This is a genomic window from Rhodoferax sp. GW822-FHT02A01 (assembly GCF_038784515.1).
In the GTDB taxonomy this organism is placed as follows: Bacteria; Pseudomonadota; Gammaproteobacteria; order Burkholderiales; family Burkholderiaceae_C; genus Allorhodoferax.
Genome location: NZ_CP152376.1, coordinates 663,808 through 687,935, shown reverse-complemented (window position 1 = coordinate 687,935; position 24,128 = coordinate 663,808). Strand labels below are relative to the sequence as shown.

The following is a 24,128-nucleotide window of genomic DNA, read 5'->3' as shown; positions in this document are numbered from 1 at the left end:
CACAAGGCACACACCATGGCAAACGTCGTTGAATCCAAGAAAGCCTGCGCCGTCAACCCGCTCAAGATGAGCCAGCCGCTGGGCGCCAGCTTTGCCTTCATGGGGCTGGACGCCTGCATGCCGGTCATGCACGGCTCGCAGGGCTGTACCTCCTTTGGCCTAGTGCTGCTGGTGCGCCACTTCAAGGAAGCCATTCCGCTGCAGACCACGGCCATGAACGAGGTCACCTCCATCCTGGGGGGCTACGACAACATCGAGGCGGCGCTGGTCAACATCTACAAGCGCGCGGCACCCAAGGTCATCGCCATCTGCTCCACGGGCCTCACCGAAACCAAGGGCGACGATGTGGACGGCTACATCGTCACCGTGCGCAAGCGCAAGCCCGAGCTGGCCGATACCGAAATCATCTACGTCTCCACGCCCGACTACGTGGGCGGCTTTGAGGACGGCTACCAGCACGCTGTCACCGCCATCGTGAAGACCCTGGTCAAACCCTTGCCGGTGCGCGCCGACCAGGTCACGCTGCTGCCGGGCAGCCATCTGACACCGGCGGACATCGACGAGCTGCGCGAGATCATCGAAGCCTTTGGCCTGAACCCCATCGTGTTGCCGGATATCTCCGGCTCGCTGGACGGCCACATCCCGCCCGATTGGCGCGGCACCACCATTGGTGGCACCACGCTGGAGCAGATCCGCGCTGCCGGTGCCTCTGCGCTGACCATTGGCATTGGCGAGCAGACGCGTGAAGCGGCGCTGGCCCTGCAGGAGATTGCCGGCACGCCCATGGAGGTGTATGAGCGACTCACCGGGCTGGAAGTGAATGACCGCTTGTTGCAGCGCCTGTCGGCGCTGTCGGGCAATCCGGTGCCTGCCAAATACCGGCGCCAGCGCAGCCAGTTGCTCGATGCCATGCTCGATGGCCACTTCTATACCGGCGGCATCAAGGTGGCGATTGCAGCCGAGCCCGATCTGCTGCTGGCCGTGGGCAGCCTGTTGCACGAGATGGGCGCAGAACTGCGCTGCTGCATCAGCACCACCAAGTCGGCCGCGCATGCGCTGCTGCCGGCCGAGCAGGTGCTGCTGGGCGATCTGGAAGACCTGGAGCAGGCCGCTGCGGACTGCGATCTGCTGGTGACCCATTCGCATGGGCGCCAGGCTGCGGAACGTCTGCACAAACCGCTGTTGCGCATCGGCTTTCCGGTGTTTGACCGCATCGGCAACGCACATCGGCGCATGGTCGGCTACCGCGGCACCATGGATCTGATCTTCTCCATTGCCAACCTGATGCTGGAGAACATGGATCACCACCACGCAGGCGACTGGCCGCTCACGCCCGAAGCCCTGCGCGCCGCAACCACCACCAGCGCACGCATGGCCGACGTCACCGTGACCGCAGGTTCCTGCAGCACTGGGTCGTGCGGCGGCTGCGCGCCTTCCAACCCCACCGATCTGGCCGAGGCCAGTGTTTGACCAACCCAGGAGAAGCCGTATGAAAATTGCCTTCGCTACCCAGGACAAGGAGCGCGTGGACGCGCACTTCGGCTGGGCCAAAAGCATCGTGGTCTACGAAATCAGTGGCGCAGGCCACCGCTTCGTCGAGAGCTTCGAGTTCGGTGACAAGCTCGAAGAAGACGGCGACGAGGACAAGCTCGCACCCAAGCTCGAAGCCATCAAGGACTGCGCCATCGTCTACGTGGCCGCCATTGGCGGCTCCGGTGCCGCCCGCGTGGTGGCCATGAAGATCCACCCGATCAAGGTGCCACAGCCGGAATCGATTGCCGAGATCCTGGACAAGCTCCAGGTCGTGCTGCAGGGCACCCCGCCCCCCTGGTTGCGCAAGGCCCTGGAAAAAGACAGCCCGCGCAGCTACAACTTTGAAGAAGACGAGGTCACCCCATGACGACAGAAGCCACGGTGGAAGATGCTGCCGGCACGGTCAGCGACGAAAGCTACCTGACCACCCCCTTTGTGCAGCAGCTCATCAAGCAGATGCGGGCACAGGACATCCACGGCACCTGGGAAAGCAAGAGCGATCTGGAATTGCTCAAGCCCTATATCCACACCGCTGAAGAGCGCCGTGCCCTGCCCATCATGGGGGACCCGGACCCGGAAACCCTGTGGCATCTGGAAATCTTCTACAACGCCATCGCGGTGGCCATTGAACGCGAGACCGGCCAGATGGTCTCGCCCATGATGAAGATGAGTCATGAAGGCTTCGGCCGCATGGTGCTGATTGCCGGACGCCTGGTGGTGGTCAACAAGCAGCTGCGTGATGTGCACCGCTTCGGCTTCCCGTCACTGGCCAAGCTGGCGGCGGCCGGCGGCAAGTTCTTTGACGAGGCCGTGGGCATGATCCGCAGCTACCCCGAAGTCGCACAGTACGGAGCCTGAGCATGAGTACCGATGCCGAAGAACGCAAGGCCCAGTTGAAAAAGCTCAACGCCCGTGCCACGCAGGCCAAGATGGACCTGCACGACCTGTCGGAGGAGCTGCCCACCAACTGGGAAAACGTCCTCTCCGTGGCACAGCGCTGCCACGACGCCCACGCCCAACTCATGGAGGCGCGCAAAGCCGCGGAGCAGATATGAGCGAAACGTTCAATGTCACGCTGCCCAGCGGCGAAGTCTGGACACCCAACTTCGTCCAGAAGCTCGACGACACCAAATGCATAGGCTGCGGCCGCTGCTTCAAGGTCTGCCCGCGCGGCGTGCTGGAGCTGGTGGGCCTGACCGACGAAGGCGAATACGTGCGGGTCGATGACGACGCGGATGATGATGACGAATACGAAAAGAAGGTCATGACCATCGCGCATCAGGAGCTGTGCATCGGCTGCACCGCCTGTTCCAAGATCTGCCCGAAGAAGTGCTACACCCATGCGGCTGCGGTGATGTAGCCTGCTGGCCCGGGCGCTCAGGTGCAATCGGTGCATGGGCTGATACAGTCAGCCCTTGTTTTGATTGGCACCTGCCCCGATGGATTTCTTGAGCGCTTCCTTTTTTGCCACCCTGGCGCAAATTGTGCTGGTCAATATTGTGCTGTCCGGCGACAACGCGGTGGTCATTGCACTGGCCGCACGCAACTTGCCGCCACGGCACCAGAAGCAGGCCATTCTGTGGGACAGCGGCGGCGCCATCGTGTTGCGCGTGGCGCTCACGGTGGTCGCGGTTCAGCTGCTGAAGGTGCCTTTTTTGCAAAGCCTGGGCGGTCTGCTGCTGGTCTGGATTGCGCTGCAGCTGCTGGTGGAAGACGATGAAGATGAGGCGGCGCACCAGGCCCACGCCAGCCTGTGGGGCGCGGTCAAGACCATCCTGATTGCCGATGTGGTCATGAGCCTGGACAACACCCTGGCCATTGCCGGGGTGGCCAAGGGCGACTGGACGCTGCTGATTGCCGGCCTGACCCTGTCCATCCCCTTGATCGTGCTGGGCAGCACGCTGATCATGAACATCATGGACCGTTACCCCATCGTGGTCTATGTGGGGGCCGCGCTGATTGCATGGACGGCGGGCGAGATGGTGGACGGCGATGCCGCGGTGCTGCCCTACCTGCCTGCGCTGTTTCGGGAAAGCATCTATCTCCCCCTGCTGCTGACGTTGGTGGTGGTCGGCTACGGCTGGTACAGCAACGCAAGGCGCCAGCGCACGGCACGCGATGTGCTCGAGGCCGACAAGCACGCTGCGCTTCGGATCGAAGACAGCATTGACTGATCCCCTACTCCAGGAATACGCCCATGAATCTACCCATCCACCAACTGACCATGACCGTGCTCATGACGCCGGACATGGCCAACTTCTCCGGCAACGTGCACGGCGGCACCATCCTCAAGTTTCTGGACCAGGTGGCCTATGCCTGCGCCAGCCGCTACGCCCGGCGCTACGTGGTGACGCTATCGGTGGACCAGGTGATGTTTCGCCAGCCCATCCACGTGGGGGAACTGGTGACCTTTCTGGCCGCCGTGAACTACACCGGCACGTCCTCCATGGAGGTAGGTATCAAGGTGATTGCAGAAAACATCCAGACACAAGTGGTGCGCCACGCCAATTCCTGCTTCTTTACCATGGTGGCTGTGGACGATGAGCGTAAGCCCGTGCCCGTCGATCCGCTGGTGCCCTCTACTCCCGACGAACACAGGCGCCACGCGGCGGCCCAGGTGCGCAAGCAGCTGCGCCAGGAGTTTGGCGAGCGCTTCGAGAGCCTGCGCAAACCGGGGTAGTACAGTGCGTCAATGCCACAAACCTTGATATTGACCAAGGTTAAGGCCATTGGACCTTTCTAAAATCGGCAGAATCGTTGGAAAAAGTACATAAAGGCTTCCATGTTTGAATTTGTGGCACGCAGCCGACTATGAAAAGCCGTTTGCAAGCCTTGGTAGACGCCATACCGGACCTGCTGTTTGAAGTGGATCTGGCGGGCTGCATCTACAACTACCACTCACCGCACCAGGATTTGCTGGACGTGCCCGTGCAGGCCTTTCTGGGCCAGCGCATCGATGACGTGCTGCCAGCCCACGCCGCAGCTACCTGCATGGAAGCCGTGCAGGAGGCGGCGCAGCATGGCCGCTCTACCGGTGCCACCTACTGGCTGGAGGGGCCCCACGGACGGGTCTGGTTTGAGCTTTCTGTGTCCAGTGTGGTCTTGCCGGAGGATGTGGATCTGCGCTTCATCTTGCTGGCGCGCGACATCACCGCGCGGATGCAGGCCGAGGAGGATTTCCGCATTGCCGCCGCCGCCTTTGAAACGCAGCAGGGCATGCTGATCTGCGATGCCAAGGGCGTCATATTGAAAGTCAACCGGGCCTTCAGCCGCATCACCGGCTACAGCCCCGAAGAGGCGGTGGGCCGGACCCCCGGTCTGCTGGCCTCCGGGCGGCAGGATGCCGTCTTCTATGGCCGGATGTGGGCCGACATCCTGCAGGTGGGAACTTGGCAGGGCGAGATATGGAATCGCCGCAAGAATGGCGAGGAATACCCCGAATGGCTGACCATTCATGCGGTAAAGAATGAAGCGGGCATCACAACCCACTACGTAGGCGCCTTCAGCGACAGCTCCTTCCAGAAAACCGCCGAGGCCCAGATCGCGAGCCTGGCCTATACCGACAGCCTGACTGGCCTGGCCAACCGGCGCCATCTGGTCATGCAGATCCAGAAGCTCACCACCGAGGCCCGCCACGACAAACATTTGGGCGCATTGCTGCAAATCGACCTGGACGACTTCAAGAACCTCAATGACGCGCTGGGACACGAGCAGGGCGACATGATTCTGAAGCAGGTCGCACGCAGGCTGCGGCATTGCGTGCGGGAAACCGATACCGTGGCCCGGGTGGGCGGGGACTCCTTTGCGCTGCTGTTGACCCATCTGGATCCGGTGCCGCAACGCGCCACCGAACAGGCTGAATTGATTGCGGCCAAGGTGCTTGCTGCCATGCAGGAGCCCTACCAGATCGATGCCGACGGACATTCGGGTACAGCCAGCATCGGCGTTACGCTGTTGAGCGGCCAGCGCCATGAAGACATCGATTCGCTGCTGGAGCAGGCCGAACTGGCCATGTACGAAGCCAAGAATGCCGGGCGCAACGCCATCCGCTTCTTCGACCGGCAGATGCAGGAGCAGGTTCGCCGGCGTGTGGCCATGGAGTCGGGTTTGCGTCAGGCTATCCAGGGCGGCACCTTTGAGCTGGCGTATCAAGCACAGGTGTCGCACCACGGCGGCCTGATCGGTGTGGAAGCACTGCTGCGCTGGCAGCATCCGGAACGCGGCTGGATTCCGCCAGCGGAATTCATTCCGCTGGCGGAAGAGACCGGACTGATCCTGGGCATAGGCAACTGGGTGCTGCAAGCGGCCTGCCTGCAGCTGCGGCAATGGGCGTCACACCCGGTGTTCTGCAACCTGACCATGGCCGTCAACGTCAGCGCCTTGCAGTTCCATCAGGACGATTTTGTCGATCAGGTGTTGTCCACGCTGCAGCGTACCGGCGCACGGCCCGACCGGCTCAAGCTGGAGCTTACCGAGTCGGTGCTGGTATCCAATGTGGAAAGCATTATCGAGAAGATGAACGCGCTCAAGGCGCAGGGCATTTGCTTCTCCATGGACGACTTCGGTACCGGCTATTCGTCGCTGTCGTTCCTCAAGCGCCTGCCGCTGGACCAGCTCAAGATCGACCAGAGCTTTGTCAGCGGCATCCTGACCGATGCCCACGACGTGGACATCGCCCGCATGGTGGTGGCGCTGTCCCGCAGCATGGGGCTGGACGTGATTGCCGAAGGGGTGGAAACCGAAGAGCAACGCCAGGCGCTGGCGCAAAACGGTTGCCTGAATTACCAGGGCTACCTGTTCAGCAGGCCCTTGGATATCCGTACGTTTGAAGACTGGGCCGAGCCGAGCCATCGATTGGCGGCCAGCGGGAAGTGACCCTCACGCCCGATTGCGCTGGCTCCACAGAAGCATGAATTGGACACTCGGGCCACGATTCTCTTGGTCCGGAGGCCATGCGTTCGGGACAACCTCATCAGGAAATAGCCGGTTCAATGCGGCTGTTGGATGCCAGCATGCAGACCATTGAGCAGACTCAAGCCGCTGCTTTGGAGAGTGCCGCTTGAACCAGTTTGTCAATTTCTGCAGTGATGCTGGTCATCACATTGGCAACTACCGTAAACTCGCGTCCCGCGTTGCCTGCCCTGGCGGCAATGATTTGCGCATTGAACGCGACCATGTGTGCCTGCTTTGATATGTCTTGGATTTCACTCATCACATCCTGAAGCTGATTCTTTACGGAGTTGGCGTGGGAGCGCGCTTCTTTCTCGTAAATGGCCGTGATGCTGTTGAGTACTGCAAGCAAGGGAGTGGTGCTGGCAATAAGCTCTTTCAGAAAGTCCGACCTCTGCCGCCAATTTGATTCAATGGCTATGAAGGTGCGCTCGGCCAGATCTATAAATGCCTGGATCTTTTTGTCACCAGACTCGGGACCAAAGTAGGCCATATGCAGTTCATCGCTGAACACGCCGGGCAAAGCATCATTTCCCTTGACCAGGGCAGTGTGTGCATCCCTAAAAAGTTTCAGCGCTTCCCTGGCAGTGGCCAGTGCATCCGGGTCTTCGCCGGACGCCAACACGGCATAGAGCACAACGCGCTGGGACGTAAAACGCCTGCGGCCAGAAAGGTTGATGAGTGTTGCAAATGTCTCCCCGGACAATTTGCCGGAGTGGGTGCTTGAATTCGGTTGGATGACGTTTGTGGTGCGCATGCAGGTGCATCAGAGAATTCTTCGATTCCGGGCCTACCCTCTGCGCTCCAGGTAGATGCCTGTCTGGTCCATTGCAGAAACTCCAGATACCACATCACCCACCACAATCACCGCCGGGCTGCCAAGCCCTTCGCGCTCAATGGTGGCGTGCAACTGGTCCAGTGTGGTCTGGGCATGACGTTGCTGCGGCAACGAGGCGTTTTGCACGATCAACACCGGCGTGCCGGCAGCCAGGCCGCTCAGCAACTCCTGCTGGATGCGAGCCGCGCCACCCACACCCATGTAGATCACCAGGGTCAGCTTGGCACTGTGGGCAGTTTGTGCCAGCGCACGCCAGTCCGTCCCGCTGTCGCCGGGCTTGGCATGACCGGTCACGAACACCACGCCATGGGCATGCTGGCGGTGGGTCAGCGGCAGTTGCAAAGAGGTGACTGCCGCCAGGCCGGCAGTGATGCCGTTGACCACGTCCACACGCACACCGGCTGCCTGCAGGTGTTCAACCTCTTCGCCGCCACGTCCAAACATGAACGGGTCGCCGCCCTTGAGGCGCACCACCCGTTCGCCCTCCTGGGCGGCCGTGATCATCAGCTTCTCAATGAACGACTGTGGCGTGGAGCGGCAGCCCCCGCGTTTGCCGACCCGGATGATGCGCGCGCTGGCCGTTGCCAGTGCCACGATGCCTTCGCTCACCAGATCGTCCACCAGCAGCAGGGTGGCGGCCTGTATGGCCTTGAGGGCCTTGATGGTCAGCAGTTCCGGGTCGCCCGGGCCTGCGCCCACCAGGGTGACCTGGCCGCTGGCCGCATACGATGAAAGAGACATGTCCATGGTCTTCAGGCCGCTTCGGCGGTCGGGGTAGAAAGGTTGGAGGGAGTCGAATTTCGTACCATGCGCTGCAATTCCGGTACACAAGAACCGCAGTTGGTGCCGCAACGCAGGGCGCCTTGCAGGTTGGTCAGCCGCTCGGCATCGGTTCCGCTGCAATCGGCCAGTTTTTCGGCGATCGCGATGTCCCGGACATTGAAGCAGGTACACACCACCTTGCCCAACGTCACCACCGGCACCGGGGGTTTGCTCACCGGCAGCAGCAGGGCGCGGCCATAGGCCTGGGTGGCCTGCTCGTCCCGCAGCAAGCCGCTGATCCACTCCTGTGCACGGGTATCCCCCGAGAGCAGGAAGCCATCGAGCAGGGTGTCGTCATGGGTGCGGCGCAGCCGCATGGTGCGGTGTTGGCCGCGCTTGGGATCGGCATAGCGCAGCACCTGGCTGCCTTGCAGTTGCAGGATGACTTCGATCTGTTGCAGCACCTCAGATGCAGGTGCTTCATGGTCCGCAGCGCGCAGCAGCAGGCCTTGGCGCTCGGCCGCGCCATCCATGGCTGTGGCACTGGCAAACGGCACACAGGTGGCGTAGGCAAAGCGCTCCATGAGCGACTGCAGCTGGCTGCGCGCGGCCAGCACCTGCTCGGGGGCCAGCCAGGCCATGGCCACCAGAGAATAGGGCAGCTCGGCTTTGAGAACTTTGACTGCGGCATGCTTGAATTCGGGCTGTTTGGAGTCCGGGCAGAAGGCCGGGCTGGTCAGCGCATTCACGCCCGCCAGGCGCTGGCCGGTGCTGCTGCGCCCGCTGATGAATTCCTCACCCCAGTGCATGGCCAGAAACACCTGGCTCATGGCCTGCTCGGCACTGGCTTGCACCGGCACCAGGATAGAGCCGCGCCGACTGGTCACATGCACCAGGTCGCCCTCCTTGAGCAGGCGCCGTGCCATGTCCTGCGGGTGCATCTGCAGGGCCGGCTCACGCGCATGGCCAAACAGACGTCCCAGCGTGCCGGTGCGGCTCATACCGTGCCATTGGTCGCGCAGGCGCCCAGTGTTGAGCGAGAACGGGTAGCGCGCCTCGCGTGGTTCGGCCACGGGCTTGTAGGGCACGGCGGCAAACTGCGCACGGCCATCCGCAGTGGGGAAGACGCCGTCTTCGTATAGCCGGGCGCGCCCCTTGCTGGCACCTTCTGGAAAGGGCCACTGCTGCGGTTCTATCTCCAGTGCCGTGTAGCTCAAGCCCGTGATGTCCAGATCGCGCCCGCGGGTGGATTCGCGGTGTTCGTTCCAGATCGACTCAGGTGTGGTGTAGGGGAACAAGGTGGGTCCTACGCGCCCCAACGAGCGCTCCAGGCGCTGCGCAAAGTCCACGGCGATGGCCCAGTCATGTCGGGGGGCGCTTTCGCTCTGGTGGGTGTTTGCCTCACTGGGTGGCGGCACTGCTGCGCGCACGCGGCTGATGCGGCGTTCGCTGTTGGTCACCGTGCCCTCCTTCTCGCCCCAGGTGGTGGCGGGCAGCAGCAGGTCGGCGTAGCGGCAGGTGGCCGTGGTCGCAAACGCTTCCTGCACCACCACGTACTCGGCACGCTCCAGCGCGCGGCGCACGGTGGCCTGATCGGGCATGCTTTGGGCCGGGTTGGTGCAGGCAATCCACAAGGCCTTGATCTCGCCGTCGGCGGCGGCCTGGAACATTTCCACGGCGGTCTTGCCGGGTGTTGCGGGCACATCGGCCACGCCCCAGAGATCGGCGACTTCTGCGCGGTGTTGCGCATTGCCCAGGTCCCGGTGGGCACTGAGCAGATTGGCCAGGCCTCCTACTTCGCGCCCGCCCATGGCATTGGGCTGGCCGGTGAGCGAGAAGGGGCCAGCTCCGGGCTTGCCGATCTGGCCGCAGGCCAGGTGCAGGTTGATGAGGGCGGCGTTCTTGGCGGTGCCGCTGCTGGACTGGTTCAGGCCCTGGCAATACAGGCTCAAAGTGGGCTGGCGCTGTACGGCCTGCAACTTGCCATCTGCGCCGACCACTCTATGGCCCAGGCCCGTGAACAGACGGGTGGCTTCCAGCAGAGCGTCCTTGCTGATGCCGCAGACCTGCGCCACCAGATCGGGCGTGCAGTCGCGCACCGTTGCCTTGAGCGCATCAAAGCCGGCTGTGTGCTCGGCGATGTAGGCGGCATCGGTCCAGCCCTCCCACAGCATGAGGTGCAGCATGCCGTTGAACAGCATCACGTCGGTGCCGGGCTGTATCTGCAGATGCAAGTCGGCCATGTCGGCCGTATCGGTGCGCCGAGGGTCTACCACCACCACCTTCAGCGTGGGGTTGGCTCGTCTGGCATCTTCGATGCGGCGGTACAGCACCGGGTGCGCAAAGGCGGTGTTGGAGCCGGTGATGAACAGCGTGGCCGCAAAGTTCACATCGTCGTAGCAGGCCGGGGGCGCATCGGCACCCAGCGTCTTCTTGTAGCCCGCCACGGCGCTGCTCATGCACAGGCGCGAGTTGGTGTCGATGTTGTTGGTGCCAATGAGCCCCTTGGCGAGCTTGTTGAAGACGTAATAGTCTTCGGTGAGCAACTGGCCCGAGACATAGAAGCCCACTGCATCGGGGCCGTGCTCACGAATGATGCGGGCAAAGGTGGCGCTGGCCTGGGTCAGTGCCGCATCCCATCCCAGCGGCTGGGGCGTTGCGCCGCGCGTGAGCCGCTGCATGGGTTGCAACAGACGCGTCTGCTGCGTCACTACCGCGCTTGCAGTGAGATGCAGGGTGCTGCCCTTGGAGCAGAGTCGCCCGAAGTTGGCTGGGTGGTCCGGGTCGCCGCGCACACCGGTGATCTGCGCGCCCTTGCTCTCGATGATGACGCCGCAGCCCACACCGCAGTAGGGACAGGTGGAGCGGGTTTCCTGCATGGGGCGCTCGTTCACTGTATGCGGCTTACGCCGTGGCCGTGCGCCGGGCAGGTCCTGCAACCGGGCGCAGCAGATCGGTGGCGTGGTTCTGCAGTTCGGCTGCCTTGAGGTAGACCTGCCCACCCTCGAGCTTGACGCTGAACTTCGGGGTGCAACCCTCATCCGGCGCAGAAGCCTGGCCGTCACACAGGCCAATGCTCCAGTTGTGCAGCGGGCAGGCCACATGGGTGCCAAACACAATGCCCTGGCTCAAGGGGCCACCCTTGTGCGGGCAGCGGTCCAGCAGCGCGAACACCTCGTCCTGACTGTTGCGGAACACCGCCACGTCCAGCCCTTGTGCGCGCGCCACGCGGCGCGAGCCCAGCACCGGGATGTCGGTGAGCGCACAGATCAGAGCCCATTCATTGGACGTGTTGTGGAGCTTGCTCATGCTGCTGCTCCTTCCTTGACGGTCAGCGCGTCAAACTGGCGCGTGTCCACCTGTGCTTCCTTGAAGTCAAACCAGGGATCGGGCTCGCCATCGAGCGCAAATTGCAACTGCTCCCACAGCGCCTTGCGACCGGCATGGTCTTCGAGGATGCGCTTCTTCACATAGTCCAGGCCTACGCGGTTCACAAAGTGCACCGTGCGCTCCAAGTACCAGCCCTCCTGGCGGTACAGCTCGCAGAAGGCGCCGGTGTACTCCAGCACCTCTTCGGCCGTCTTGAGCTTGGTGAGGAAGTGCGCCACCTCGGTCTTGATGCCGCCATTGCCCGCCACATACATCTCCCAGCCGCTGTCCACGCCAATGATTCCGACGTCCTTGATGCCGGCCTCCGCACAGTTGCGCGGGCAGCCCGAGACGGCGAACTTCACCTTGTGCGGCGCGTACATGCGCCACATCGCACGCTCCAGGTCCTTGCCCATCTGGGTGCTGTCCTGCGTGCCCATGCGGCACCACTCGGAGCCCACGCAGGTCTTGACCGTACGCAAGGCCTTGGCATAGGCGTGGCCGCTGGGCATGCCGATGTCCTTCCACACGGCCTGCAGGTCTTCCTTTTTCACGCCCAGCAGGTCGATGCGCTGGCCGCCGGTGACCTTGACCGTGGGGATGTTGTACTTGTCCACCGCGTTGGCAATGCGGCGCAACTCATCGGCCGTGGTCTCGCCACCCCACATGCGCGGGATCACGCTGTAGGTGCCGTCCTTCTGGATGTTGGCATGGCTGCGCTCGTTGATGAAGCGGCTTTGCGGGTCGTCCACCGCCTCCTTGGGCCAGCTGCTGATCAGGTAGTAGTTCACAGCCGGGCGGCACGATGCACAGCCATTGGGCGTCTTCCAGCCCAGATGCTTGTACACCGCGGTTATGGTGAGCAGCTTGCTTCCATCGGCCAAAGGCGTGCGTATGGCTTCGCGCACGGCCGCATGGCCCAGGTCGGTGCAGCCGCACATGGCCTTGGTCTTGGGGGTGGCCGAGTAGTCGCCACCGGCGGTGAACATCAGGATCTGCTCGACCAGTCCGGTGCATGAGCCGCACGAGGCGCTGGCCTTGGTGTGCTTGCGCACCTCTTCGATGGTGAACAGGCCCTTATCCTTGATGGCCTTGCAAATGGTGCCTTTCTTGACACCGTTGCAGCCGCACACCTCGGCGTCGTCTGGCATGCTGGCGGCCTTGTTGTGGCCCTCATGCCCCACGTCGCCGATGTTGCTCTCGCCAAACATCAGCTTGTCGCGGATGTCGGCAATGGAGCGGCCGTCGCGCAGCAGCTTGAAGTACCAACTGCCGTCCACCGTGTCGCCATACATGCAGGCGCCCACTAATCTGTCGTTCTGGATCACCAGCTTCTTGTAGACACCGCCAAAGGGGTCGCTCATCACGATCTCTTCGGTGTTCTCGCCGCCCATAAAATTGCCCGCACTGAAAAGGTCGATGCCAGTGACCTTGAGCTTGGTGGAGGTGAGTGACCCCTGGTAGCGGCCAATGCCGTAGAGCGCCAGGTGGTTGGCTGCCACCTTGGCCTGCTCGAACAAAGGCGCCACCAGCCCATAGGCGATGCCGCGGTGCGCAGCGCATTCGCCCACGCTGTAGATGCGTGCGTCGGTCACGGTCTGCATGGTGTCGGTCACCACGATGCCTTTGTCCACGTGCAGCCGCATACTCTGGGCCAGCTCGGTGTTGGGGCGTATGCCCACAGCCATGACGACGAGATCGGCGGCCACTTCGGTGCCGTCCTTGAAGCGGATGGACTTGACGCGTCCGCCCTTGCCATCGTCCTGGCTGCCAATGAGTTCCTGGGTTTGCGCGCCCATGAGGAACTTGAGGCCGCGCTCCTCCAGCGACTTGCGCAAGAGACCGCCTGCGACGCTGTCGAGCTGGCGCTCCATCAGTGTGGGCTGCACATGCACCACGGTGACCGTCATGCCACGCAACATCAGGCCGTTGGCTGCTTCCAGGCCCAAGAGGCCGCCGCCAATCACCACCGCATGCTTGTAGCGTGTGGCGGCCTCGATCATGGCGTTGGTGTCGGCAATGTCGCGGTAGGCAATCACGCCTTCCAGGTCCTTGCCGGGCACCGGCAGGATGAAGGGGTTGGAGCCGGTGCACAGCAGCAGTCGGTCATAGGCCGCTTCGGTCACTGCACCGTCGGCGCCCACCGAGCGCACTACGCGCTTGACGCGGTCCACCTCAGTGACCTTCTTGCCTGCGTGCAGGGTGATGCCGTTCTCTTCGTACCAGCTGAAGGGGTTGAGCACGATCTCATCGAGCGTCTGCTCACCGGCGAGCACCGGGCTCAAGAGGATGCGGTTGTAGTTGGGATGCGGCTCGGCACCAAAGACCGTGATGTCGTACAGGTCCGGTGCGATTCTGAGCAGCTCTTCTATCGTGCGCACGCCGGCCATGCCGTTGCCAACCATCACGAGTTTCTGTTTCTGCAGCGGGGGCGGTTTCATGTCCATAGGAGTCTCCGGTGAACGGGGTTTGTTCAGGCTGCCTTTTCCACGTGGGCTTGCCGGGTGTAGAGGAAGTCGATCACGGCCTTGCGATAGCCCAGGTACTGCGGGCTGTCGGCCAGTTCGACGCGGGAGCGTGGCCGCGGCAGGTCCACATGCAAGACCTCGCCAATCGTGGCGGCGGGGCCATTGGTCATCATCACGATCTTGTCGGACAGCAGCACCGCTTCGTCCACGTCATGGGTCACCATCACCACGGTGCTCTGGGTGCGGGCCACGATCTCCAGCAGCTCGTCCTGCAGCTTGGCGCGGGTGAGCGCGTCCAGTGCGCCAAAGGGCTCGTCCATCAGCAGTACCTTGGGCTCCATGGCCAGGGCGCGAGCAATGCCCACGCGCTGCTTCATGCCGCCGGAGACTTCACCAGGACGTTTCTGCGCGGCGGCGGTCAGGCCGACCAGCGCCAGTGCGGCGTCTGTTCGCGCGGTGAGCTGGGCCTTGTTTTCAGAAGGCGCGCCGGTGCTCTTGGATGCCGCACCAAAAACGCGTTCCACACCCAGGTACACATTCTCGAAACAGGTGAGCCAAGGCAACAATGAATGGTTCTGGAACACCACGGCGCGTTCGGGGCCGGGGCCGGCGATTTCACGGTTGGCGCACAGCAGGGTGCCGGCGGTGGGCAGCGCGAGCCCGGCGATCAGGTTGAGCAATGTGGACTTGCCACAGCCGCTGTGACCAATGAGTGCGACGAACTCGCCCTTGGCGACGGTGAGGTTGATGTCGCGCAGCGCGGGGAAGGAGCCCTTCTTGGTCTTGAAGGTCTGCGCTACGCCCTGGATATTGATGAATTGGGATGTGAATGCTGTATTCATGGTGTGCTCCGGTTCAGGGCCACCGTGGAACCGGCTTTGCCGGGCCACTGGGGGCGCCCCTTGAGGGGGAAGCGCCAAAGGCGCTTCGGGGTGGTTCAGGTTCTTACCTCTTCAAATGTGAATGCGGTTGCGACCTTGATCAGTACGTACTCGAGGACAAGGCCAACGATGCCGATGACAAAGATGGCGATGATGATGTGGGCCACGTTGAGGTTGTTCCACTCGTCCCAGACCCAGAATCCGATGCCCACGCCGCCGGTCAGCATCTCGGCGGCCACAATCACCAGCCAGGCAGTGCCCACGGCCAGCCGCACACCCGTCAGCATGTAGGGCAGCACCGAGGGGAACAAAATCTTGGTGATGATCTTCCACTCGGAGAGATTCAGCACACGCGCCACGTTCATGTAGTCCTGTGGCACGCGTTGCACGCCGACGGCGGTGTTGATGATCATGGGCCAGATGGAGCAGATGAAGATGGTCCAGATGGCCGCCGGGTTGGCGCCCTTGAAGACCAGCAGGCCGATGGGCAGCCAGGCCAGCGGCGAGACCGGACGCATCAGGCTGATCAGCGGGTTGAACATGCGGCTGAGGAAGTCGAAGCGCCCGATCAGAAAGCCTGCTGGTATGCCCACCACCGCCGCCAGTCCGAAGCCCATGGCCACACGCTCCAGCGACATCAGCACATTCCAGCCCACGCCCTGGTCGTTGGGGCCTTTGCGGTAGAACGGATCACTGAAGATTGCCACTGCCTGCTTGGCCGTTTCGGTGGGCGTAGGGATGCTGCCACCCGTTCCCATGCTGATGCCAGCCCAGATCAGCATCAGCAGGGCCAGACCGAGCACCGGCGGCAGGACGGCCATCAGCAACGCGTTCCAGTCGTAGCCCGACCGGGCTTCGGTGGGGGCGGTTGGCACCACCACCGGTGCCGGCTTGGCTGGCACGTGCATGACGGCCACGTCTTCGGCTGCAGTGGCCAAGGGGGAGTGAAAAACAGCACTGACCATGGTGGGCTCCTTTGCGTGAGAGTTCGGCACGGGTACTCAGGCCTTGACCTTGAAGGCGTCGGCGTATTTCTTGGGGTCCTTGCCGTCCCAGACCACGCCGTCCATCAGCTTGGAGGTGCGCAGCACGTCCTTTGGAACGGGCGTCTTGGTGGCAGTGGCAGCCTGCTTGTAGATGTCGATCTGGTTGATCTGTTTGGCCACAGCCAGGTAGTCGGGATGCTCCTTGAGCAGGCCCCAACGCTTGTGCTGTGTGAGGAACCACATGCCGTCCGACAGGTAAGGGAAGTTCACCGCGCCGTCGTTGTAGAACTTCATGAAGTTGGGGTCGTCCCAGGTCTTGCCCAGGCCGTTTTGGTAGCGACCCAGAATGCGCTGGTTGATCGCGTCCACGCTGGTATTGACGTAGCTCTTGTCGGCAATGGTTTCGGCCATCTTGTTCTTGTTCTGCAGGCCGGCATCGATCCACTTGCCGGCTTCCAGGATGGCGGCTGTCACCGCGCGTGCGGTGTTGGGGTACTTCTTGACGAAGTCACCGGTAGTGCCCAGCACTTTTTCCGGGTGGTCTTTCCAGATGTCCTGGGTGGTGGCCGCAGTGATGCCGATGCCGTCAATGATGGCGCGGTGGTTCCAGGGTTCGCCCACGCAGTAGCCGTCCATATTTCCCACGCGCATATTTGCCACCATCTGGGGAGGTGGCACGGTGATGACCTTGGCGTCGTTCAGGGGGTTGATGCCATTGGCCGCCATCCAGTAGTACAGCCACATGGCATGGGTGCCAGTGGGGAAGGTCTGTGCAAAGGTGTACTCGCGCTTGTCCGATGCCATCAGCTTGGCCAGGCCGGCGCCGTCCACCGCACCTTTGTCCGCTAGCTTCTTGGACAGGGTGATGGCCTGGCCGTTGTTGTTGAGCGTCATCAGCACGGCCATGTCCTTCTTGGGGCCGCCGATTCCCAGATGCACGCCATAGACCAAGCCATAAAGCACGTGGGCGAAGTCCAGTTCACCGGTGACCAGCTTGTCGCGCACGCCGGCCCAGCTGGCTTCCTTGCTGGGGATGATCTTGACGCCGTACTTCTGGTCTATGCCCAGCACCGATGCCATCACCACGCTGGCACAGTCGGTCAATGGAATGAAGCCGATCTTGACCTCCGTCTTTTCCGGTGCATCGGAGCCGGCGGCGTACACCGCGGCACGCAGTGCGGGGTCCACGCCAAAGGCGCCAACAGCTGCGGTTTGCAGTACCGCGCGACGGGTGAGTTTGTGTTTGAGCAGATCGGTCAAGGCAACACTCCAGGTTAGAAAAACAAAAACAAAAAGGCGTCCGCACGGCGCTCAGTCGCTGGTAGCGCTGAACGCGTGGGGACGCCTTTGTCCGGTGTGATCTGCACCGCCCGCCGTTGGATGGTGCACATCAGTTGACCATCACTGGTCTTGTGTTTTTCTACGCAAACTGCGTGCCATGTTTGGTAGCTATAGAAGTTATAGCGTCAAATGCTTTCTGGTATTGGTCTACAAGCTTGTTTGTAATGGAGTCTACGGATTGCAGGGCTCGCACTTCTTTTGTGCAACGCACCAAGAGTGGCGGTTTCAGCCCATCAGATCGGCCACGTCCAGCATGCGCTGGGCCACTTCCACGATCTTCATGTTCTTGTCCATGGCGGCCTTGCGCAGTCTGGCGTAGGCCTCACTCTCGCTGAGCTTCTGACGCTCCATCAAAAGCGCCTTGGCGCGGTCTATGACTTTGCGTTCCTGCAGCGTGGCGCTGAGTTCGTTGAGTTCGGAGCGGGCGTCGGCCAGTTCCTTGCGCAGTGCCTGCTCGTGCTGGAAGCGGGCCATGGCCACATCCAGAATGGGGCGTATGCGCTCGGGCTGCAGACCGGCCACGATGTAGGCCGTCACCCCGGCGGCCACTGCGGCACGTGCATTGCCGCTGTCCTGGTCGTTGGTGAACATCACGATGGGGCGGCGCTCGTCGCGCGTGGCCATCACCACATGCTCCAGCGCATCCCGGGCGTCACTTTCGGCGTCCACGATGATCAGATCGGGCCGCAACTGGGCCAGCCGCTCTGTCAGAAACACGTCTCCTGGCAACGAGGCCACCAGATTGAAGCCGCTTTCCAGTAAACCAATGCGCAGGCTGCGTGAGCGCTCGGCCTGCTGCTGGGCGTGCTCATCCTGTGGATCCAGGATATCCAGATCGGTGGAAACAACAACGATGCGCAGTGCCTGGTTCATATCAGTGGAGCGCATGACGCAAATAGCGCGCCACGCTACCGTGCAGCATAGCAAGCGGCAGCGGTTTCAGCGCGAAGGTGCGCAGGGCATGTCGGCACCTTGCGCCGACATGAAGGCATGTTGGGATATGGGTGAGCCGGATTGAAGCCGCTCAAGTGAATGGATCAGCGAATCCACTTTCACCAGGAAGTCTTCCTTGTTCACGTAGGGGTTTTCGGTAAACATCTTGGTGGATTGGCTGGCGATGCCGATCTCCCCGGCTTGACGGGCCCAGCCGCGCACCTCGCAGTACGCGAGCAGCGCCAGTCGCCCCAGTTCCGCATGCCGGCGGGCATGGCGCAGATCTGCAAGCAGGTCTTCAAGGCCGAGGCGAATGCTGAGGGAGGCGTTCATGGTGCGTCGCAGCATAGGATTCGATTCTGACTCGAAACTTACAAGATGATTTTTTAAAACGGGGTCAGAAACATGACGTCAGTCAAGCCGGCGATGTGGGCCAAAAGTGCCGTCATGTGCATTCGCGATAATGGTTTCACACCTGTTTCACGAACCCGTATTGCATGATCCCTGACCGAATGCGCTGGCCGTTGCTGTTGCTGCTGAGCGCCGCGCTGGTGGGCCTGCTCCATTTGCTGCAGCTCCCTGCCAGTGTGTTGCTGGGCTGTATGTTGGCAGGCATCTGGATGGGGCACCGGGGATATGTTCTGGCTCCATCTCGCAACCTGTTTGCGCTGGCACAGGGGATTGTGGGTTGCCTGATTGCCCGAAGCCTGCAATGGCCCATGCTGGAACGGCTGGCCAGCGACTGGCCTTTCTTCCTGGGTATTACCTTTTCGGTGATCGCCGCCAGCGCGGTGCTGGGCTGGTTTTTGATGCGCATGCGCATCTTGCCGGGCAGTACGGCGGTGTGGGGCCTGGCGCCGGGCGCCGGGCGCCGCTTCTGCCATGGTGCTGATGTCGGAAGACTTTGGTGCCGACGTGCGTCTGGTGGCCTTCATGCAGTATTCGCGGGTGGTGGTTGTGACGGCACTGGCCTCACTGGTCGCGCACTTTGGAAGCCATCATGCCGTCCTGCCGGTAGCCGAGGTGGATTGGTGGACGCTGAAGAGCCCGTTGAATGCAGGCGTCACCCTGTTGCTGGCCGGCGGTGGCGCCGCCCTGGCCCGGCGCTTTGAGATTCCGGGTGGAGGCATGTGGCTTCCCATGTTGCTGGCGATCGTTTTGCCTGCGTTGGGCTTGTTTCAGGTGGAGCTTCCGTCCTTGCTGTTGGGGCTGGCGTATGCGCTGATCGGCTGGAGCATCGGCCTGCGGTTCAACCGGGCCAGCCTGCTGTATGCCTGGAGGGTGTTGCCTGTCGTGCTGGGCGCCATTCTGGCGCTGGTGGTGGTGGGCGGCCTGCACGCATTGGTGCTCAGCCGCTGGGTGGGCTTTGACGTGCTGACCTCGTATCTGGCCACCAGTCCCGGCGGCGCCGATTCTGTCGCAGTGATTGCCGCCACCAGCGCCGTCGATGCGGGATTTGTGATGGCCATGCAGATGGCCCGTTTCATCATGGTGCTGCTGGCAGGCCCGGCGGTGTCCCGCTGGGTTGCCAGCCGCGACCCGCGCCCCTTATAGGTCCAGCACCAGCATGGCGCTCTTGGAGCGCGAGCAGCAGGGCGTGAACTGGTCGTTGGCGGCCTGTTCCTCGGGCAGCAGGTAGCTGTCCCGGTGGTCTGGCGTGCCTTCGAGCACCCGCGTCAGGCAGGTTCCGCATACGCCCTGCTCGCAGGACAGCATGATGTCCACACCCGCCTCGGCCAGCGCCTGGGCCACGGTCTTGTCCTTGGGGATGCGCACGATGCGTCCGTTGCTGGCGAGTTTGACGTCGAAACTGGCATCGCTGTCGGAGTGGACGACTTCGGCCGTGAAGAACTCATAGTGCAGCTGCTCTTCCGGCCAACCCTGCGCGCGTGCATTGGCGAGTACCGCATCCATGAAGCCCTTGGGGCCGCAGACATACAGATGGGTGCCTGCTTGGGGTTTTGCCAACAGGGCGGGCAGGTCCAGCTTCTGTTCGGCAGCGCCATCGTCAAAGTGGAATTGCACCTGCTTGGCAAACGCGGAGTCGCTGATGCGCTGGTAAAACGCCGTGCGCTCCAGCGTGCGGCTGGCGTAGTGCATCTCGAAGTCTGCGCCCGTAGCGTTCAGGTGCTCGGCCATGCACAGGATGGGTGTGACACCGATGCCGCCTGCTAGCAGCAGGTTGCGCTTGGCCTCAGGCGCCAACGCAAAATGGTTACGGGGCGCGCTGATCTGCAGCGTTTGCCCTTCCTGAATCTCGTCGTGCATGGCGCGCGAACCGCCACGGGAGGACGCGTCACGCAGCACACCAATCAGGTAACGACCACTTTCGCGCGGGTCATTGCACAAGGAATATTGCCGTATCAATCCGTTGGGCAAATGCACGTCCACATGCGATCCGGCCGTGAAGGCGGGCAGGGCAGAGCCGTCAACGGAGACCAGCTCGAAGCTGCTGATGTCCAGCGCTTCCGCTACCTTGCGCGCGACACGTACGGACAGTATGGGACTGGTATGCATCGTCATGCCTCAAGCCTTCGCCGTTGCAGCGGTCTGCTCTTCGGCCAGCATGCGGTCGATGATCTTGCGTGCCTGCACGCCACCCGAATCGATGTTGAGCATCAGCAGCTTGCGGTCAGGGTAGGCCAGCAGGTTCTTCTGCTGCAGTTCCAGCATCTCCAGGTCTTCGCTGAAGATCTTGCCCTGGCCTTCGCGGATGGTGGCCGTGAGCGCCTTGTCGGTGGGGTTGAACTTGCGTGCCATGCCCCAGAAGTAGTGGATGGAAGTTTCGGTCTCGGGGGTGATGAAGTCGATCACCTTGCTGTAGGCCTTGAACTCGTTGGGTGCGTCGTAGCCGCCGTGGCCGCGGTGCGCCACGCCCACTTCGATGATCACATTGCTGGGCGGGGTGAAGCGGCAGATCTGCCAGCGGTCCACCGGCACGTCGTCGGCCAGGTTGTTGCCGCGCAGGGCCAGCTTCCAGAAGGGCGGTGGCGTGACGTTGTCCATGTAGCGCGCGGTGGTGACGGTGGTTCCATCCACCGTGGTCTTGCTGGGCGTCTCGTCAATTTCCTTTTGGCCGATGCTGGTGGAGTGCACATAGGTTTCGTGCGTGAGGTCCATCAGGTTGTCGATCATCAGGCGGTAGTCGCAGGCGATGTGAAACAGGCCGCCACCGAAGGCCCACTCGGGGTGGTCGTACCACTCTTGGTGCGGGATGGTTGCCTTGTCAGCCAGGGCCGCATCACCGGGCCAGACCCAGATGAAGCCGTAGCGCTCTTCCACCGGATAGCTGCGCACTGCGGGAAAGCCTTGCACACGTTGGCCAGGCATGGACACAGTCTTGCCGTTGCAGCCCATGTGCAGGCCGTGGTAGCCGCACACCAGCTTGCCTTCGCTCACATAGCCCAGCGACAAGGGAGCACCGCGGTGCGGGCAGAAGTTCTCCACCGCGGCGACCACGCCTTCGGGGCCGCGGAAGAACGCGATCTTCTCGCCGCAGATGGTGCGGCCCAAGGGCTTCTCGTCAATCTCGTTGGGGGTGGCAGCAACATACCAGGCGTTCTTGGGATACATGGACATTCTCCTTGGAGTGAATACGTGTACTGAATGACATTCATTGTACGGAATGACTTTCCCATTGACCAGCACAATTTGATCCGTGTTAACCCTAGGTTTGGGCGGTTCTCAGTTGTCTATCTGGACCAGTTTGCGCAGCAGGCGCATGAACTCGTCCTGCTCTGCCGGCTCCAGATTTCTCAAAACGGCTTGGTACACCAGCTCGATACCCGGTTGCAGCTCCAGCAATACTTCCGCCCCGGTTGGCGTCAGCGACAGGCTGCGCTGGCGCCGCGGCATCACCTTGCGCTCAATCCAGCCCTTGGCTTCCAGGCGGGTGGCAATGTCGGCGGTGGTGGAGGTGTCCAGCGCAATCTTCTGCGCCAACGTCACTTGGTCAATGCCGGGCGACTCCTGCAGGGTGCGCAGGATGGCGTATTGGATGGGCGTGGCATTGCGGCCATGCACTTCGTGAAAACGTGCCACGGCCAGCTGTTGCGCGCGGCGGATCAGGTGGCCCGGCTCATCATGCACCGGCATGACGGCCGGGACTTTGGTGGTTTTGCGGGCAGTGCTGGTTTTGGCGGATGGGCTGGCTTTGCTCATGTGCGGATTGTGCGGCAAGCAATAAGTAAAAAGGGCACACCCCGGATGGAGTGTGCCCCGCACAGATGCGAACAGAAAGAAAAATCAGCCCTGCAGCTGCTGCTCCAGCTTGTGCAGCACTTCGTAGCAGGCCAGCACGCCAGCCACGCTGCTGTTGGGTTCGCGGCCTTCACGGATGGCTGCGAAGAATTCGCGGTCCTGCAGCTCGATGCCGTTCATGGACACGTCCACCTTGCTGACGTCGATCTTCTCTTCCTTGCCGTTGAACAGGTCGTCGTAGCGGGCAATGTAGGTGGCGCTGTCGCCGATGTAGCGGAAGAAGGTGCCCAGCGGGCCGTCGTTGTTGAAGGACAGGCTCAGCGTGCAGATGGCGCCGTTGGCGGCCTTGAGCTGGATGCTCATGTCCATGGCAATGCCCAGCGTGGGGTGGATGGGGCCTTGCAGTGCGTTGGCGGCCACGATGGGGCTGCCGCACTGGTAGGCGAACAGGTCCACGGTGTGGGCGGCATGGTGCCACAGCAGGTGGTCGGTCCAGCTGCGCGGCTGGCCCAGCGCATTCATGTTGGTGCGGCGGAAGAAGTAGGTCTGCACATCCATTTGCTGGATGTTGAATTCGCCGGCCTGAATCTTCTTGTGCACGTACTGGTGGCTGGGGTTGAAGCGGCGGGTGTGGCCGCACATGGCCACCAGCCCGGTCTGCTTCTGCAGCGCCACCACGTCCTGCGCGCCCTTGAGGCTGTCGGCCAGCGGAATCTCCACCTGCACATGCTTGCCGGCCTTGAGGCAGGCCATGGTCTGCTCGGCGTGCATCTGCGTGGGGGTGCATAGGATGACGGCGTCCAGCTCGGGGATGGCCAGGCTATCGGCCAGCTCGGTGGTCACGTGGCCAATGCCGTATTTGCCGGCCACTTCGCGGGTTTTTTCCAGGTCGCGGCTGATGAGGGAAATCACTTCCACGCCATCAATGTTCTTGATGCCGTCCAGGTGCTTGATACCGAAGGCGCCTGCGCCTGCGAGTGCTACTTTGATAGTCATTATTTGTTCTCCAGAATCAGATGGCCCACGGCCGTGTTGGACGCCGGCACATGGAAGAAGCGGTGCTTGAGGTTCACGCCATCGGCGCGTCCGGCCACATCATCCATGGCACCGCGGGCAATCAGCCACATCACCAGCTCGATGCCTTCGCTGCCGGCTTCGCGCACATAGTCGATATGTGGAATGGCGGCGGCGGCACGGGGGTCGGCAATCAGCTTGTCCAGAAAGGCGTTGTCGAATTCCTTGTTGATCAGGCCGGCGCGTGGACCTTGCAGTTGGTGGCTCATGCCGCCCGTGCCCCAGATGTGCACGTTCAGGTCTTCGTCATAGCTCTCCACCGCCTTGCGGATGGCCTGGCCCAGGTTGAAGCAGCGCTGGCCGCTGGGAACGGGGTACTGCACCACATTCACGGCAAACGGAATCACCGGGCAGGGCCAATGGAAATCTTCCTTGGGCGGGTTGCCGCACATCAGGGACAGCGGCACGGTCAGGCCGTGGTCCACGTCCATCTTGTTGACGATGGTGAGGTCAAAGTCCTGCTGGATCACCGACTGGGCAATGTGTGAAGCCAGCTCAGGATGGCCGATCACGGTGGGCACGGGGCGCGCACCGTAGCCTTCGTCGGCCGGTTCGAACTTGTCTGCCGTGCCGATGGCGAAGGTGGGAATCATGTCCAGGCTGAAGGCCGTGGCGTGGTCGTTGTAGACCAGGAAGATGACGTCGGGCTTGTTGTCCTTCATCCACTGCTTGGAATATTCATAGCCCTTGAACAGCGGGGCCCAATAGGGCTCCTTGTCCTTGCCCAGGTCGAGCGCGGCACCGATCGCGGGGACGTGCGAGGTGTATACAGATGCGGTTATGCGTGCCATGT

Annotated in this window: 24 protein-coding genes and 1 pseudogene; 10 read left to right on the top strand and 15 right to left on the bottom strand. The window is 62.3% G+C overall.

All coding sequences use genetic code 11. The features are described from left to right. The first annotated feature begins 15 nt into the window (after positions 1 to 15). The 8 genes from nifN to AAGF34_RS03205 all read left to right on the top strand — a co-directional run bounded on the left by nifN (position 16) and on the right by AAGF34_RS03205 (position 6,408). The gene (gene nifN, locus AAGF34_RS03240; protein WP_342619193.1) at positions 16 to 1,470 is read left to right on the top strand and encodes a nitrogenase iron-molybdenum cofactor biosynthesis protein NifN; all 1,455 of its coding nucleotides are present in this window, start codon (positions 16 to 18) and stop codon (positions 1,468 to 1,470) included. Between the two features lie 19 nt (positions 1,471 to 1,489). Further along, entirely contained in the window at positions 1,490 to 1,900 is a 411-nt protein-coding gene (nifX, locus tag AAGF34_RS03235) for a nitrogen fixation protein NifX (protein WP_342619192.1), read from the top strand. After that, positions 1,897 to 2,391: a NifX-associated nitrogen fixation protein gene (locus tag AAGF34_RS03230; protein ID WP_342619191.1), complete on the top strand. Its 495-nt coding sequence runs from the start codon at positions 1,897 to 1,899 to the stop codon at positions 2,389 to 2,391. Before nifX ends, AAGF34_RS03230 begins: the two co-directional genes overlap by 4 nt. A 2-nt stretch (positions 2,392 to 2,393) precedes the next feature. Beyond that, positions 2,394 to 2,588: a CCE_0567 family metalloprotein gene (locus AAGF34_RS03225; RefSeq protein WP_342619190.1), complete on the top strand. Its 195-nt coding sequence runs from the start codon at positions 2,394 to 2,396 to the stop codon at positions 2,586 to 2,588. After that, on the top strand, positions 2,585 to 2,893 hold the full coding sequence (fdxB, locus tag AAGF34_RS03220; RefSeq protein ID WP_342619189.1) for a ferredoxin III, nif-specific: 309 nt from the start codon (positions 2,585 to 2,587) through the stop codon (positions 2,891 to 2,893). The genes AAGF34_RS03225 and fdxB overlap by 4 nt, the downstream gene beginning before the upstream one ends. 79 nt (positions 2,894 to 2,972) lie before the next feature. Further along, complete coding sequence (locus AAGF34_RS03215) at positions 2,973 to 3,707, top strand: TerC family protein (RefSeq protein ID WP_342619188.1); 735 nt, start codon at positions 2,973 to 2,975, stop codon at positions 3,705 to 3,707. Between the two features lie 23 nt (positions 3,708 to 3,730). Beyond that, on the top strand, positions 3,731 to 4,213 hold the full coding sequence (locus tag AAGF34_RS03210) for an acyl-CoA thioesterase (RefSeq protein WP_342619187.1): 483 nt from the start codon (positions 3,731 to 3,733) through the stop codon (positions 4,211 to 4,213). 131 nt (positions 4,214 to 4,344) lie between these two features. Further along, positions 4,345 to 6,408, top strand: coding sequence for an EAL domain-containing protein (locus tag AAGF34_RS03205; RefSeq protein ID WP_342619186.1), 2,064 nt, complete (start codon positions 4,345 to 4,347; stop codon positions 6,406 to 6,408). Between the two features lie 157 nt (positions 6,409 to 6,565). Here AAGF34_RS03205 and AAGF34_RS03200 read toward each other — a convergent pair whose 3' ends face one another. The 10 genes from AAGF34_RS03200 to AAGF34_RS03155 form a co-directional block, all read right to left on the bottom strand. After that, positions 6,566 to 7,240 (bottom strand): methyl-accepting chemotaxis protein, encoded by a 675-nt coding sequence (locus tag AAGF34_RS03200; RefSeq protein WP_342619185.1) that lies wholly within the window; start codon positions 7,238 to 7,240, stop codon positions 6,566 to 6,568. Between the two features lie 33 nt (positions 7,241 to 7,273). Then, positions 7,274 to 8,062, bottom strand: a complete 789-nt coding sequence (cobA, locus tag AAGF34_RS03195; protein WP_342619184.1) for a uroporphyrinogen-III C-methyltransferase — start codon at positions 8,060 to 8,062, stop codon at positions 7,274 to 7,276. Between the two features lie 11 nt (positions 8,063 to 8,073). Further along, positions 8,074 to 10,962 (bottom strand): molybdopterin-dependent oxidoreductase, encoded by a 2,889-nt coding sequence (locus AAGF34_RS03190; protein WP_342619183.1) that lies wholly within the window; start codon positions 10,960 to 10,962, stop codon positions 8,074 to 8,076. Positions 10,963 to 10,987: 25 nt separating this feature from the next. Then, positions 10,988 to 11,392, bottom strand: a complete 405-nt coding sequence (gene nirD, locus AAGF34_RS03185; RefSeq protein WP_342619182.1) for a nitrite reductase small subunit NirD — start codon at positions 11,390 to 11,392, stop codon at positions 10,988 to 10,990. Then, complete coding sequence (nirB, locus tag AAGF34_RS03180; protein WP_342621026.1) at positions 11,389 to 13,878, bottom strand: nitrite reductase large subunit NirB; 2,490 nt, start codon at positions 13,876 to 13,878, stop codon at positions 11,389 to 11,391. The genes nirD and nirB overlap by 4 nt, the downstream gene beginning before the upstream one ends. A 47-nt stretch (positions 13,879 to 13,925) precedes the next feature. Beyond that, on the bottom strand, positions 13,926 to 14,762 hold the full coding sequence (locus tag AAGF34_RS03175; protein ID WP_342619181.1) for an ABC transporter ATP-binding protein: 837 nt from the start codon (positions 14,760 to 14,762) through the stop codon (positions 13,926 to 13,928). 95 nt (positions 14,763 to 14,857) lie between these two features. Beyond that, positions 14,858 to 15,766, bottom strand: a complete 909-nt coding sequence (gene ntrB, locus AAGF34_RS03170) for a nitrate ABC transporter permease (RefSeq protein ID WP_342619180.1) — start codon at positions 15,764 to 15,766, stop codon at positions 14,858 to 14,860. A gap of 36 nt (positions 15,767 to 15,802) precedes the next feature. Then, entirely contained in the window at positions 15,803 to 17,047 is a 1,245-nt protein-coding gene (locus tag AAGF34_RS03165; protein WP_342619179.1) for a CmpA/NrtA family ABC transporter substrate-binding protein, read from the bottom strand. Between the two features lie 306 nt (positions 17,048 to 17,353). Further along, on the bottom strand, positions 17,354 to 18,001 hold the full coding sequence (locus tag AAGF34_RS03160) for an ANTAR domain-containing protein (RefSeq protein WP_342621025.1): 648 nt from the start codon (positions 17,999 to 18,001) through the stop codon (positions 17,354 to 17,356). Positions 18,002 to 18,067: 66 nt separating this feature from the next. After that, positions 18,068 to 18,394 carry a hypothetical protein gene (locus AAGF34_RS03155; protein WP_342619178.1) on the bottom strand — a complete coding sequence of 109 codons (327 nt, stop codon included), beginning with the start codon at positions 18,392 to 18,394 and terminating at the stop codon, positions 18,068 to 18,070. A 164-nt stretch (positions 18,395 to 18,558) separates the two neighbouring features. Between AAGF34_RS03155 and AAGF34_RS03150 the strand changes: the two are divergent. Next, positions 18,559 to 18,867, top strand: a pseudogene (locus tag AAGF34_RS03150) (AbrB family transcriptional regulator); the annotation flags it as partial. Positions 18,868 to 18,943: 76 nt separating this feature from the next. Then, on the top strand, positions 18,944 to 19,615 hold the full coding sequence (locus AAGF34_RS03145) for an AbrB family transcriptional regulator (protein ID WP_342619177.1): 672 nt from the start codon (positions 18,944 to 18,946) through the stop codon (positions 19,613 to 19,615). On the opposite strand, the gene AAGF34_RS03140 is transcribed toward AAGF34_RS03145, so the two are convergent. The 5 genes from AAGF34_RS03140 to AAGF34_RS03120 form a co-directional block, all read right to left on the bottom strand. Beyond that, a complete protein-coding gene (locus AAGF34_RS03140) occupies positions 19,610 to 20,578 on the bottom strand; it encodes a PDR/VanB family oxidoreductase (RefSeq protein WP_342621024.1) in 969 nt (322 codons plus the stop codon). The genes AAGF34_RS03145 and AAGF34_RS03140 overlap by 6 nt on opposite strands. A 9-nt stretch (positions 20,579 to 20,587) precedes the next feature. Beyond that, positions 20,588 to 21,634, bottom strand: a complete 1,047-nt coding sequence (locus AAGF34_RS03135; RefSeq protein WP_342619176.1) for an aromatic ring-hydroxylating dioxygenase subunit alpha — start codon at positions 21,632 to 21,634, stop codon at positions 20,588 to 20,590. 111 nt (positions 21,635 to 21,745) lie between these two features. Further along, the gene (locus tag AAGF34_RS03130) at positions 21,746 to 22,156 is read right to left on the bottom strand and encodes a MarR family transcriptional regulator (RefSeq protein ID WP_342621023.1); all 411 of its coding nucleotides are present in this window, start codon (positions 22,154 to 22,156) and stop codon (positions 21,746 to 21,748) included. Positions 22,157 to 22,306: 150 nt separating this feature from the next. After that, positions 22,307 to 23,257: a Gfo/Idh/MocA family oxidoreductase gene (locus tag AAGF34_RS03125; protein WP_342619175.1), complete on the bottom strand. Its 951-nt coding sequence runs from the start codon at positions 23,255 to 23,257 to the stop codon at positions 22,307 to 22,309. Further along, complete coding sequence (locus AAGF34_RS03120; RefSeq protein ID WP_342619174.1) at positions 23,257 to 24,126, bottom strand: class III extradiol dioxygenase subunit beta; 870 nt, start codon at positions 24,124 to 24,126, stop codon at positions 23,257 to 23,259. The genes AAGF34_RS03125 and AAGF34_RS03120 overlap by 1 nt, the downstream gene beginning before the upstream one ends. Positions 24,127 to 24,128 lie beyond the last annotated feature (2 nt).